We start from the raw sequence: 12,707 nt of genomic DNA on the forward strand, positions 1-12,707 counted from the left end.
TCAATGCCCGGTGCGTGAGTGTCACCGTCCCGGGCTGGACCGCAATGGACTGCGCGATGCCGTAGTGGCGCTCGATGGCGTCCGCTGACCCTGTACCCTATTTCCGGAACCGCCCCCATGCCTGCGTCCCGCTCGACCGCTTCCAAGCGCCCCGGCAGCATCGCCAACCGGCTGATGCTCGGTACCGCACTGATTGCCATGCTCTGCTTCGGCGTCACCGCGGCCATCAGCTACCGCGAAGCCAGCCAGGCGCTGGTGGAGTCCTCGCGGCGGACCATGCAGAGCCAGGCCGAGGCCGAGGCGCGCCGGGTCAATACCGACCTGTCCGCTGCGTTCGCCACCAGCCAGGCACTGGCCGACAGCCTGGTGGTGCAGCATGCCGCCGGCACGCTGTCGCGCGGCACCGCCGCACAGATCCTGCAGCAGCAGCTGCGCTCGCACCCGGAGTGGGTGGGCCTGGGCACGCTGTGGGAACCGCAGGCGTTCGACGGCAAGGATGCCGATTTCGTCGATGCCGAGGCCCACGATGCCACCGGCCGCTTCATGAGCTACTGGGCCTGGCAGGACGGCAACCCGGTGCAGGACGTGCTCAAGGGCTACGACGTGCCTGGCGACGGCGACTGGTACCTGCGCCCGCGCGAGCTCAAGCGCCCCACCGTGGCCGAGCCGTACCGCTATGAGATCGGCGGCAAGCCGGTGCTGATGACCACGCTGTCCACGCCGGTGCTGGACAACGGCACCTTCCTCGGTGCGGTGACCGTGGACTTCGGCCTGGCCGCACTGCAGGAGCGCCTGGCCGCGCTGCGTCCGATGGGCGAGGGCCATGTGGAGCTGATTTCGCCGGCCGGCATCGTGCTGGCCGCCGCCGACGCCAAGGAGATCGGCACGCGCCGCGAGGACGCGGCGACCCGCCGCCTGCTGGCGCAGATCGCGGCGGACAAGCCGTACGAGGATTTCCACCAAGACGCCGCCGGCAACGTCAAGGCGTACGTGCCGCTGCGCATCGGCGGCAGCCAGGAGCGCTTCGCGCTCGGCGTGATCGTGCCGCACGACCTGATCACCGCGCAGGCCCGCGCGCTGCTCTGGATCATCCTGGCCGTGGGCCTGGGCGCGGCGCTGGTGCTCAGCGGCAGCGTCTATGTGCTGCTGCGCCGCCAGGCGATCCGTCCGCTGGCCGATGCGGTGCGGCTGTCGGCCGAGGTCGCCGACGGTCGCCTGGATACGCCGTTGCCGGCGGTGCGCGATGACGAAGTGGGCCGCCTGCTGCAGTCGATGCAGCGCATGCGCGACCAGCTGCAGGCGGTGATGACCGCCCAGGCCGAGATGGCACGGCGCCACGAAGCCGGCGAGCTGAGCTACCGCATGGATGCCGAGGGGTTCCCCGGCGCGTACGGCCGCATGGTGCACGACACCAACCACCTGGTGGGTGCCAACATCGGCGTGACCCGGCGCCTGGTCGAGGTGATGCAGCGCTATGCGGTCGGCGACCTCACCCCGGACATGGACCGCCTGCCCGGTGAGCAGGCCGCGTTCACCGCGGCGATGGATACCACCAAGGGCAACCTGCGCGCGATCAACACCCAGATCCAGGATCTGGCCGGCGCGGCGGCCATCGGCGACTTCAGCCAGCGCGGCGACGTGGTGCGGTTCGACCACGACTTCCGCCTGATGGTGGAGAACCTCAACACCATGATGCAGGTGAGCGACGACAACCTGCAGCAGATTTCCGACCTGCTGCAGGCGATCGCGGCGGGCGACCTGACCGCGCGCATGCACGGTGAGTTCCACGGCGTGTTCGCCCGCATGCGCGACGATGCCGATACCACCGTGAGCCAGCTCACCGACATCGTCGGCCGTATCCAGCAGGCCACCGACAGCATCAACCTGGCCGCCGGCGAGATCGCCTCGGGCAACAGCGATCTGTCGCGCCGCACCGAGCAGCAGGCCGCCAGTCTGGAGGAAACCGCGGCATCGATGGAAGAGCTGACCTCCACCGTGCGTCAGAATGCCGACCATGCGGTGCAGGCCAACCAGCTGGCCGCCGGCGCTGCCGAGGTAGCGTCGCAGGGTGGCCTGGTGGTGGGCCAGGTGGTGACGACGATGGCCGGTATCGAAGCGTCGTCCAAGCGCATCGCCGAGATCATCACGGTCATCGACGGGATCGCGTTCCAGACCAACATCCTGGCCCTGAACGCAGCGGTGGAAGCGGCGCGCGCGGGTGAGCAGGGCCGTGGTTTCGCGGTGGTCGCCTCTGAAGTGCGCGCCTTGGCGCAGCGCTCGGCCGGCGCGGCCAAGGAGATCAAGACGCTGATCGACGATTCGGTCGAGCAGGTCAGCCAGGGCTCGGCGCTGGTGCAGACCGCCGGCCGAACGATGGAGGACATCGTCAGCGGCGTGCGCCGGGTCAACGACATCATGGCCGAGATCTCGGCGGCCTCGAAGGAACAGTCGGCCGGCATCGAGCAGGTCAACCAGACCATCACCCAGATGGACGAAACCACGCAGCAGAACGCAGCGCTGGTCGAAGAAGCGACGGCAGCGGCACGTGCGATGGAAGAGCAGGCACAGCAGCTGGGCACCGCAGTGTCGATCTTCCGCCTGCAGGCGCCGGCCGCACCGGTGCAGCGTGCGGGCGGACGCGCACCGGCAACGGTGTGAGCCAGGCGTCCGGCATGCGCGTCGATGCATGCCGGCACCGGCGCGCTTCACCCTGGAATCATCGGGCGGTCCTAGACTTGCGGGCGTTCCCCTGACCGCGCAGGCACCGTCATGACAGCGTCCTCCGACCGCCTCGGTCTTTCCGCACTGACCGCATTGGTGGTCGGCTCGATGATCGGGGCCGGCATCTTCTCGCTGCCGCAGAACATCGCGCGCAGCGCCGGCCCCGGGGCCGCGTTGATCGGCTGGGCGATCAGCGGGCTGGGCATGCTGATGCTGGCGTTCGTGTTCCAGAACCTGGCCAACCGCAAGCCCGGGTTGGACACCGGCATCTACGCCTACGCCAAGGCTGGATTCGGCGACTACATCGGGTTCTCATCGGCCTGGGGCTACTGGGTCTGCTCGCTGCTGGGCAATGTCAGCTACTTCGTGCTGATCTTCAGCGGCCTGGGCTACTTTGTGCCTGCCTTCGGCGAAGGCAACACCTGGCAGGCGGTGGCATGTGCATCGGTGCTGCTGTGGTCGATGCACGCGATGATCCTGCGCGGCATCCGCGAGGCGGCGCTGGTCAACGCGGTGGTGACGGTGGCCAAGATCGTGCCGATCGTGGTGTTTCTGATCATCGCCGCGATCGGTTTCAGGGCCGACATCTTCACTGGCGATTTCTGGGGTACCGCCACGCTGGGCAGCCTGGGCGAGCAGCTGCGCGGGATGATGCTGATCACCGTCTGGGTGTTCATCGGCATCGAGGGCGCCAGTATCTACTCGCGGCGTGCAGGAAAGCGCGCCGACGTGGGGCGCGCCACCGTGATCGGCTTCCTGTGCGTGCTGGCGTTGCTGATGCTGGTGAATCTGCTGTCGATGGGCGTGCTCGGCCACGAGAAGCTGGCGCACCTGCACAACCCCTCGATGGCGTTCGTGCTGGAGGCCATTGTTGGCCCGTGGGGAGCCACCCTGATCATCATCGGCATGATCGTGTCGGTGCTGGGCGCGCTGCTGGCCTGGGTGCTGCTGTGTGCCGAAGTGCTGTACGCCGCGGCCGGGGACGGCACGATGCCCGCTTTCCTGGCCCGCCAGAACGCCAACGACGTGCCCGCCAACGCGCTGTGGCTCACCAACGGATTGATCCAGCTGTTCCTGGTGATCACCCTGTTCAATGCCGGCACTTACACCAGTCTGGTGTTGCTGGGCGCCTCGATGGCGCTGGTGCCGTACCTGTTCTCGGCCGGTTACGGGCTGCTGATCGCGTGGCGTGGCGAAGGCTACACCGACCCCGCCGCGCCGCGCCGGCGCGACCTGTTCGTGGCGTTGCTGGCCACCGTGTATGCGGTGTGGCTGGTGTATGCCGGCGGCGTGGCGCAGGTGATGCTGTCGGCGCTGCTGTACGCACCGGGCATGCTCATGTTCGCTTTGGCCAAGCGGCAGCACGGGCAGCCGGTGTTCACTCCGGTGGAGTGGGGGATCGCCGGGGGCGTGCTGGGCGTGGCGCTGTGCGGGGTATGGGGGCTGTGGCACGGCAGCCTGACGCTGGCCTGAGCTGCGGCAGCGGTTGCCGGCCCGGTCCGGTCGTCCCGTTCATGCCGCGCTGTCGACGCGGCTGCCGGCAGGGGCGAATCCACGGCGCCCCAGCCACAGCGCCAGGTGGACCAGCAGGATCAGCACCGGTACCTCCACCAGCGGCCCGATCACCGCCGCGAACGCCACCGGCGAGGCCAGGCCGAACGAGGCGATGGCCACCGCGATCGCCAGTTCGAAGTTGTTGCCGGTGGCGGTGAAGGCGATGGCCGTGGTGCGTGGGTAGTCCTTGGCGATCCACCGGCCCATGAAGAAGCTGATCAGGAACTGCAGCAGGAAGTAGAGCGTCAGGGGGAGCGCGATGCGGATCGCATCCAGGGGCAGGCGCAGCACATCACTGCCTTTGAGGCTGAACATCAGCACGATGGTGAACAACAGCGCGGCCAGCGTCAGCGGGCTGATTGCGGGCAGGAAGCGCGTTTCGTACCAGTCCGCACCGCGCATGCGGGTCAGCAGCACCCGCCCCAGCCATGCGGCTGCAAACGGAATGCCCAGATACACCAGCACGGCGCTGGCGATGGTCCAGGGACTGACGTCGATCACGCTGCGCTCCAGGCCGAACAGCGGTGGCAGCACCGACAGGAACAGCCAGGCGTACAGGCTGAAGAACGCGATCTGGAACAGCGAATTGAACGCGACCAGGCCGGCGACATACCGGTTGTCGCCACGCGCGAGCTGATTCCAGACCAGCACCATTGCGATACAGCGCGCCAGCCCGATCAGGATCAGGCCGGTCATGTAATCGGGATGGTCGCGCAGCAGCAGGGCGGCCAGCGCGAACATCAGCACCGGCCCGACCACCCAGTTCTGCACCAGCGACAGCAGCAGCACGCGCTTGTCGGCAAACACGGTGGGCAGGGTATCCATGCGCACTTTCGCCAGCGGGGGATACATCATCAGGATCAGGCCGATCGCGATGGGGATGTTGGTGCTGCCGATACTGAGGGCATCCAGGGCGGCGGGCAGGCCCTCGAACCAGGCGCCCAAGGCAATGCCGAGCGCCATCGCCGCGAAGATCCACAGCGTCAGCCAACGGTCCAGGAAGGACAGGCGGGGGGCGGCGGGAGACGTCATGGCGTCGGCATGCAGCGGGCATCCGGTCCGCAGGCGGCGTCGCCGGCGCAGCAGTTCTCGGTCAGGTAGCCGATCAGTCCGTTCATCGCGTCGAACTCGGCGCGGTAGCAGATGCTGCGGCCCCGCGCTTCGGCCGTCACCAGCCCGGCAGCCGCCAGTTCCTTGAGGTGGAAGGAGAGGGTGGCCCCGGGCAACGACAGTTCAGCGGCGATCTCGCCGGCGAGGCGGCCGCTGTGGCCCGCCTGGACCAGCAGGCGGAATACGCTCAGGCGGGTGGCGTGGCCCAGCGCGGCGAGGGCGGTGGTTGCGGTTTTGTGTTCCATGTTTCTAGAATAGTGGAACAATAGCGCCGGAGCAACGCCCTCATGTCCCGCCTTCCCCACCTGACCCCGGCGGCGGCCCCGTCGCCCGATCTGGACGCATTGCGCCAGGAGGGCGGCGACCACCCGCCGCGGATCCTGATTCTGTACGGATCGCTGCGCCCACAGTCCTACAGCCGGCTGCTCGCACGCGAAGTAGAGCACCTGCTGCAGCACTTCGGCGCCGAGGTACGGGTCTTCGATCCGCACGCGCTGCCGATGTGCGATGCCGTCGGGGCCGACCATCCGCAGGTGCAGCAGCTGCGTGCCTGGTCACAGTGGTCCGAAGGGCAGGTCTGGATCAGCCCGGAGCGCCACGGCAGCATGAGCGCGGTGTTCAAGAACCAGATCGACTGGCTGCCGCTGTCCGAGGGCAGCGTGCGCCCGACGCAGGGTCGCACGCTGGCGGTCATGCAGGTCTGTGGCGGCTCGCAGTCGTTCAATGTGGTCAACGCGCTGCGCGTGCTGGGCCGCTGGATGCGCATGGTCACCATCCCGAACCAGTCGTCGGTGCCCAAGGTCTGGCAGGAATTCGACGACGCGGGCCGGATGCGTGCCTCGCCGTACTACGACCGCGTGGTCGATGTGGTGGAGGAGCTGGTCAAGTTCACACTGCTCGTGCGGGGGCGCACCGACTACCTCACCAGCCGTTACAGCGAACGCAAGGACGTCGCGGCGATGCACGCGCTGGCGGTGGCCGCCGGTGCCGTTGCAGCACCATCGCCGACGGCCGGGAGCGCGCCATGAAGGCAACAATTCTCCACAACCCTGCGTGCGCCACCTCGCGCAACGTTCTTGCCTTGATCCGCCATGTCGGCATCGAGCCGGAGGTGATCGAGTACCTGGTGACGCCGCCGACGCGCGAGCGGCTGGTCTCGCTGATCCGGCGCGCGGGCCTGGAGGTGCGCCAGGCGCTGCGGCAGAACGTGCCGCCCTACGCCGCGCTGGGTCTGGATGACCTGCGGCTGGATGACGACCACCTGCTCGATGCGATGCTGGCGCACCCGATCCTGATCAACCGTCCCTTCGTCGAGACGGAGCGTGGTGTCTGCCTGGCGCGGCCATCCGAAGCGGTCCTGGCGCTGTTGCCGCCGCTGCGCACCGATTTCACCAAGGAAGACGGCCAGGTGGTGCCGGCCGTGTCCGTGGCCGATTCGGCCGACGGCGATGTCACCCGACCGCCGCGCTGATCGCCTGCAGACCCGGCGTGCCGGAAAGCCGCATCCTGTTCGGCGCGCGTCGGGCCGCGATGCGGGAGGTGAACCGCAAAAAAAAGCCCGATCGATGACCGGGCCCGAAGGGCAGTGCAGGGCGCCGATTACCAGCGCAGACCTTCAAAGGGGTTCCAGCTGGTGTTGCCCTTCACGCGATCCAGGTAATACGCGTAGTTGGTCGTGATCGCGACCAGCAGCGACCACACCACCAGCAACGTACGGCCGATGAAGCCCGGCAGGATCATCGCCACCACATACAGCGCCACGGTCACGGCGAGGACCACGATCGCCTTGCGCCACAGGCCGAGGATGAACAGGTAGATCCAGGTGAAGAACAGGGCGAAGAAGTTGAAGTTGACCTTCACTTTTTCGCCGAACGGCAGCTTCTGCAGGGCTTCCTTGAAGCCCGGGGCGTTGGGCGCGCCATGCTTCTCGAAGAAGTTGAAACGGAACTGCCACTTGGGGCTGTACTGCGAGGTGTTGAAGGAGTCCATATCCATTTTCTAGGTTGTAAACGATTTCATCATAGCTTTCGTATATGCCAGTACGCCAGTGTATCGACGCGGACGTGTCGAAAAACCGGCGCGACCGGGCCGTCACACATTGCGGTGAATTTTCGGATAGGGTGCGCACTCCCCACGGCGGATGCCGTTGGGAACGACCGCAGGACACAGGACACGGAGACCATGTCGAGTACTTCCTCGCGCCACGGCGCGGGCCCCGCCAATCGCCCGATCGCACCGTGCCCGGTCGCGACCCAGGCCCAGCAGTTGCTGGCCCAGCAGCAGTTGACCCAGGCCGCCTCGCGCGCGCTGGCGATCGCCGCTGCCGCGCTGGTCACGCCCGAGCCCGAGCTGCGCTGATACCCCCCGCTGCCCACGCGCTGCCCGATCGGGACAGCGCACGTCGGGCGTGGCCGTCAGGAAGCGCTTGGACATGCCACGGCGCCCGGTCCCGCGCTTGGCCGGGGCAGACGAGGCGCGCGCGGGCTGCGCACGGAACGACCCGGCCCCGGTGGATGGCGCTGCGATGGTCATCGACCGTTCGGGTGATGCGAATGACGCCCGTTTACAAGATGAATGGGGAAAACCCCGTGGCACAAGGGCTGCGACCTCATGTCGCGATCAGCCACCCCGGTGTCGGGGCCGGTTGGCTGAATGGGGAGAAATCACGGGGATTGGCCTTCGCACCCGGCTTACATTTGGCCCCATAGACTGAGCCGCATTTTTCGCCTCAAGCCTGTTGGAGAGTTCGTGGGTTCCGGTAGTGACAGACATCAGCTGCGTACCGGTTGCCGGTCCACGCAGGCAGGACGCAATCGTGCCGCTGGGCGCGCCGGGATCGGGATGATCCACCTGGTACCGGGTTCGCCCGGCTTGGCACGCCCCACCACGGGACGCCGCGCATGACCACGCAGACCCTCAACGCCGTTGTGGACGCCGGGCGGGCAGTGCTGCCGGTCGAAACGCCGATGGCCATGCCCGAACAGTCGTTCCGCGAAGGGCGCCTGCAGGTGCCGCGCCAGCGTACCGCGCCGCGGTTGATGGCGCTGCGCCGCTTCTACATCCTCGGCGGCACCGCAGCGATGACCATCGCCGCCACCACCATGATGTGGAAGGTGCTCGCGGTGAACGGCGTCAGCGTGCTGGAGGCCTGCCTGCTGTGCCTGTTCGTGGCCCTGTTCGCCTGGATCGCGCTGTCCTTTGCCGGGGCCGTCGCCGGCTTTCTGACCGCCGTGTTCGATCGCGGCTACAAGCTGGGCATCGATCCGGATGAGCCGCTGCCGCAGGTGCATACCCGCACCGCGCTGCTGATGCCCACCTACAACGAAGATCCGCGCCGCCTGCTGGCTGGCCTGCAGGCGATCTACGAGTCGGTTGCCGCGACCGGGCAACTGGCGCAGTTCGATTTCTACGTGCTCAGCGACACCCGCCGCGACGACATCGGTGCGGCCGAAGAACAGGCGTTTGAAGCACTGCGCGATGCCGTGCAGGGGCACGACCGGCTGTTCTACCGTCGCCGCGGCGACAACAGCGGACGCAAGGCCGGCAACATCGCCGACTGGGTGCGCCGCTTCGGTGGCGGCTACCCGCAGATGCTGATCCTGGATGCCGACAGCCTGATGACCGGCGACACCATCGTGCGCCTGGTGGCCGGCATGGAACACAATCCGGACGTCGGCCTGATCCAGACACTGCCGGCGGTGATCGGCGGGCGCACCCTGTTCGCACGCATGCAGCAGTTCGGCGGGCGCGTGTACGGGCCGGTGATCGGGCGCGGCGTGGCCTGGTGGCATGGTGCGGAAAGCAACTACTGGGGCCACAACGCGATCATCCGCACCGAGGCCTTTGCCGAGAACGCCGGCCTGCCGCCGCTGCCGGGACGCCAGCCGTTCGGCGGGCACGTGCTCAGCCACGATTTCGTCGAGGCCGCGCTGATGCGCCGTGGCGGCTGGGCCACCCACATGGTGCCCTACCTCAAGGGCAGCTACGAGGAAGGCCCGCCCACGCTGACCGACATGCTCGTGCGCGACCGTCGCTGGTGCCAGGGCAACCTGCAGCACGCCAAGGTGGTCGGCTCCAAGGGCCTGCACTGGGTCAGCCGCATGCACATGATGATCGGCATCGGCCACTATTTCACCGCGCCGATGTGGGCGATGCTGATGCTGATCGGCATCGCGATCCCGCTGTTCCAGGGCGGCATCGATTTCAATGCGCTGCTGCATCTGTCGCCCGGCCAGTACTGGCGGCACCAGGACGAAGAAAAAGTGGTGCGCATGTTCGCCCTCACGATGGTCGTGCTGCTGTCGCCCAAGGTGCTGGGGTACTTGGCCATGCTGCTGGACCCGGTGGAGCGGCGCGGATGCGGCGGTGCCTTCCGTGCGCTGATCTCGATGCTGCTGGAAACCGTGCTGGCCGCGCTGATGGCACCGGTGGTGATGTACGTGCAGTCGCGTGGCGTGGCCGAAGTGCTGGCCGGCAAGGACTCGGGCTGGGATGCACAGCAGCGTGACGACGGTGGGATCTCCTGGCCGGCGCTGATCCGCGGCTACGGTGGCCTGAGCGTCTTCGGGCTGTTCATGGGCGCGCTCGCCTACGCGGTGTCGCCGTCACTGGCGGCATGGATGGCGCCGGTAGTGGTCGGCATGGTGCTGGCCGTGCCGGTAGTGGCCCTGACCTCCGGGCGCCGCGCCGGCGACCTGCTGCACCGCTGGGGCCTGATGGACATTCCCGAGGAACTGGCCCCGCCGCCGGTGCTGGTGCGCGCCGCGCAACTGCGTCGGGCCGCGCTGGAGAACGCTGCGCCGCAGTGAGTTGTGCGCATAATGCGGCGCCCCTGTTCTGGAGTCACCGCATGCAGCACCGCTTGGAAACCGTCATCAACGAAACCGGCACCGACCCGCAGTGGGCGGTGCTGTGGCTGCATGGACTGGGCGCTGACGGCCATGATTTCGCTCCGATCGTCCCCGAACTGCTGCGTCCGCACTGGCCGGCGATCCGCTTCGTGTTTCCGCATGCACCGGTGCAGCCGATCACGATCAACAACGGCGTGCCGATGCGCGCCTGGTACGACATCGTCAGCATGGACTTCCGCTCGCGTGCCGACGCCGCCGGCGTGGACGCCTCGGTGCTGGCCCTGGACGGCCTGATCGAGGACGAAATCGCCCGCGGCATTCCGGCCGAACGGATCCTGTTGGCCGGCTTCTCGCAGGGCGGCGCCATCATCCTCAGCGCCGCCTTGCGCCGGACCCGCCCGCTGGCCGGCCTGATCGCGCTGTCGACCTACCTGCCGGATCCGGAGACGGCCGCCGCGCAGCGTGCGCCGGACGGCATCCGGCCCCCGGTGTTCATGGCGCACGGCGCGCAGGACCCGGTCATTCCGCAGCCCATCGCCGCGCATACCGCACAGACGCTCACCGCGCTGGGCTTCCCGCTGGAATGGCATTCCTATCCGATGGCCCACCAGGTCTGTGGCGACGAGCTGCAGGCGCTGGGCGATTGGCTGGACGCGCGGTTCCAGGCCGCCTGAGCCGATGAGCGACCCGCGCCAGCTGCCGTGGCTGCCCGACCTGTGCCGCCTGCCGCGGCTGGCGGCGATGCTGGGGCTGGCCGAGCTGGTGGTGCTGGTGGTGGCCCTGGCGCCGGATGGCAGCCGGCAATGGTTGGTGTCGGACTTTCTCAGCGCCAGTGGCTTTGCCCTGTGGCTGGCGTTGGCTACCACGGTCTGCCTGTGCAGCGCCCGGCAGCAGTTGTCGCGGCTTCCCGAGTTACCCGGCACGCTGCTGGCGGTGGCGATGACTGCGGTGATCGCCAGTGCCTGCGCCGGCATCGTGCATGGGCTTTACAGCGCGCTGGGCGGAAGCAGTTTTGCCAGCGGCGTAGGCTTCTGGCGCTTCACCCTGGGCAGCGCGGCGATCACCGCGCTGATGGTGGCGCTGGCCCTGCGCTATTTCTATGTCAGCGACCGCTGGAGCGCGCAGGTGATGGCCAACGCACGCGCGCAGGCCGATGCGTTGCAGGCGCGGATCCGTCCGCACTTTCTCTTCAACAGCATGAACCTCATCGCCGGCCTGCTGCGCCGCGATCCGGCGGTGGCCGAACGCGCGGTGCTGGATCTGTCCGATCTGTTCCGGGCCGCGCTTGGGGCGGGCGAGGGCGATGCCACCCTGCGCGAGGAATGCGAGCTGGCCGAGCGCTATCTCTCGATTGAATCGCTGCGCCTTGGCGAGCGCCTGCAGGTGCAATGGCAGCGCGAGGAACCGCTGCCGTGGGACCTGCCGATGCCGCGCCTGGTGCTGCAGCCTCTGGTGGAGAACGCGGTGCTGCACGGCATCTCGCGGCTGCCGGCGGGGGGCACGATCGTCATCGGGCTGGGCGTAAAGGACCAGCAGCTGCACATCCGCGTGCACAACCCGGCTCCCGATCCCAGCGCGCGCAGCCTGCCGCTGGCGCACGGTGCCGGCCACGCCCAGCGCAGCATCGCGCACCGCCTGGCCTGGCGTTTCGGGCCGGGCGCGCGGATGACGGGAGGATGGAGCGACGGCTACTATGCTTGCGACATCACGGTCCCGATTCCATGAGGATGCTGTCTTGAAAGTGGTCATCGCCGACGACGAACCGCTGGCCCGCGATCGGCTGCGGTCACTGCTGGCCGACCAGGCCGGGGTCGAGGTCGTGGCCGAGGCGGAGAACGGCGAACAGGCGCTGCACGCCTGCGCCGATCTGCAACCGGACCTGGTGCTGCTGGACATCGCCATGCCGGGCCTGGACGGGCTGGAGGCCGCCCGTCACCTGGCCACCTTCGATCCGCGTCCGGCGGTAGTCTTTTGCACCGCCTACGACGCGCACGCGTTGTCCGCGTTCGAGGCGGCCGCCATTGATTACCTGATGAAGCCGGTGCGTCCCGAGCGGCTGGCCGCCGCGCTGGAGCGCGCGCGGACCTTCCTGGCGGGCCGCGGTGGCCAACCCGTTGCCGCCAGCCAGCAGGCACGCACCCTGCTGTGCGCGCGCCTGCGCGGCAGCCTGCGGCTGATCCCGATCGACGACATCCACTACCTGCAGGCCGAGGAAAAGTACGTGGTGGTCCACCACGCACGCGGCGAGGACCTGATCGAGGAGTCGCTGAAGTCGCTGGAGGAGGAGTTCACCGCGCGGTTCGTGCGCATCCACCGCAACTGCCTGGTTGCCCGGCACGAACTGATGGAGCTGCGGCGCAACAGCGCCGGCCAGGTGCAGGCCGTGCTTCGCCACGGCAAGCAGCCGCTGGAGGTGAGCCGGCGCTGCGTGGCCAGCATCAAGCAGGACCTCAAGCACCTGTGAGGGAGCAG

12 protein-coding genes are annotated in these 12,707 nt (G+C 68.2%); 9 read left to right on the top strand and 3 right to left on the bottom strand.

Going from position 1 to position 12,707, the window contains the following annotated elements; genetic code table 11:
• Nucleotides 1–117: 117 nt before the first annotated feature.
• Nucleotides 118–2,658 carry a methyl-accepting chemotaxis protein gene (locus OC534_RS19290; protein WP_136005275.1) on the top strand — a complete coding sequence of 847 codons (2,541 nt, stop codon included), beginning with the start codon at nt 118–120 and terminating at the stop codon, nt 2,656–2,658.
• A gap of 111 nt (nt 2,659–2,769) precedes the next feature.
• On the top strand, nt 2,770–4,194 hold the full coding sequence (gene arcD / locus OC534_RS00090) for an arginine-ornithine antiporter (RefSeq protein WP_262071178.1): 1,425 nt from the start codon (nt 2,770–2,772) through the stop codon (nt 4,192–4,194).
• 39 nt (nt 4,195–4,233) lie between these two features.
• Here the strand turns inward: arcD and arsB are convergent, their stop codons facing one another.
• Nucleotides 4,234–5,307 (bottom strand): ACR3 family arsenite efflux transporter, encoded by a 1,074-nt coding sequence (arsB, locus tag OC534_RS00095; RefSeq protein WP_017354803.1) that lies wholly within the window; start codon nt 5,305–5,307, stop codon nt 4,234–4,236.
• On the bottom strand, nt 5,304–5,630 hold the full coding sequence (locus OC534_RS00100) for a metalloregulator ArsR/SmtB family transcription factor (protein WP_136005267.1): 327 nt from the start codon (nt 5,628–5,630) through the stop codon (nt 5,304–5,306). The genes arsB and OC534_RS00100 overlap by 4 nt, the downstream gene beginning before the upstream one ends.
• A 42-nt stretch (nt 5,631–5,672) precedes the next feature.
• Between OC534_RS00100 and arsH the strand changes: the two genes are divergently transcribed.
• The gene (gene arsH, locus OC534_RS00105) at nt 5,673–6,413 is read left to right on the top strand and encodes an arsenical resistance protein ArsH (RefSeq protein WP_017354801.1); all 741 of its coding nucleotides are present in this window, start codon (nt 5,673–5,675) and stop codon (nt 6,411–6,413) included.
• Nucleotides 6,410–6,856 carry an arsenate reductase (glutaredoxin) gene (gene arsC / locus OC534_RS00110; protein ID WP_136005264.1) on the top strand — a complete coding sequence of 149 codons (447 nt, stop codon included), beginning with the start codon at nt 6,410–6,412 and terminating at the stop codon, nt 6,854–6,856. Before arsH ends, arsC begins: the two co-directional genes overlap by 4 nt.
• 128 nt (nt 6,857–6,984) lie before the next feature.
• Here the strand turns inward: arsC and OC534_RS00115 are convergent, their stop codons facing one another.
• On the bottom strand, nt 6,985–7,374 hold the full coding sequence (locus OC534_RS00115) for a DUF2628 domain-containing protein (RefSeq protein WP_017354799.1): 390 nt from the start codon (nt 7,372–7,374) through the stop codon (nt 6,985–6,987).
• A 192-nt stretch (nt 7,375–7,566) separates the two neighbouring features.
• Between OC534_RS00115 and OC534_RS00120 the strand changes: the two genes are divergently transcribed.
• The 5 genes from OC534_RS00120 (at nt 7,567) to OC534_RS00140 (ending at nt 12,699) form a co-directional block, all read left to right on the top strand.
• A complete protein-coding gene (locus OC534_RS00120) occupies nt 7,567–7,743 on the top strand; it encodes a hypothetical protein (RefSeq protein ID WP_153164817.1) in 177 nt (58 codons plus the stop codon).
• A 542-nt stretch (nt 7,744–8,285) separates the two neighbouring features.
• A complete protein-coding gene (gene mdoH / locus OC534_RS00125) occupies nt 8,286–10,193 on the top strand; it encodes a glucans biosynthesis glucosyltransferase MdoH (RefSeq protein ID WP_017354797.1) in 1,908 nt (635 codons plus the stop codon).
• Nucleotides 10,194–10,234: 41 nt separating this feature from the next.
• Nucleotides 10,235–10,909, top strand: coding sequence for an alpha/beta hydrolase (locus OC534_RS00130; protein WP_017354796.1), 675 nt, complete (start codon nt 10,235–10,237; stop codon nt 10,907–10,909).
• 4 nt (nt 10,910–10,913) lie between these two features.
• Entirely contained in the window at nt 10,914–11,960 is a 1,047-nt protein-coding gene (locus OC534_RS00135) for a sensor histidine kinase (protein WP_017354795.1), read from the top strand.
• On the top strand, nt 11,929–12,699 hold the full coding sequence (locus tag OC534_RS00140) for a LytTR family DNA-binding domain-containing protein (protein WP_262071179.1): 771 nt from the start codon (nt 11,929–11,931) through the stop codon (nt 12,697–12,699). Before OC534_RS00135 ends, OC534_RS00140 begins: the two co-directional genes overlap by 32 nt.
• The last annotated feature ends 8 nt before the right edge of the window (nt 12,700–12,707 follow it).

This window comes from Stenotrophomonas sp. Marseille-Q5258 (assembly GCF_946900935.1).
Classification (GTDB): domain Bacteria; phylum Pseudomonadota; class Gammaproteobacteria; order Xanthomonadales; family Xanthomonadaceae; genus Stenotrophomonas; species Stenotrophomonas nematodicola.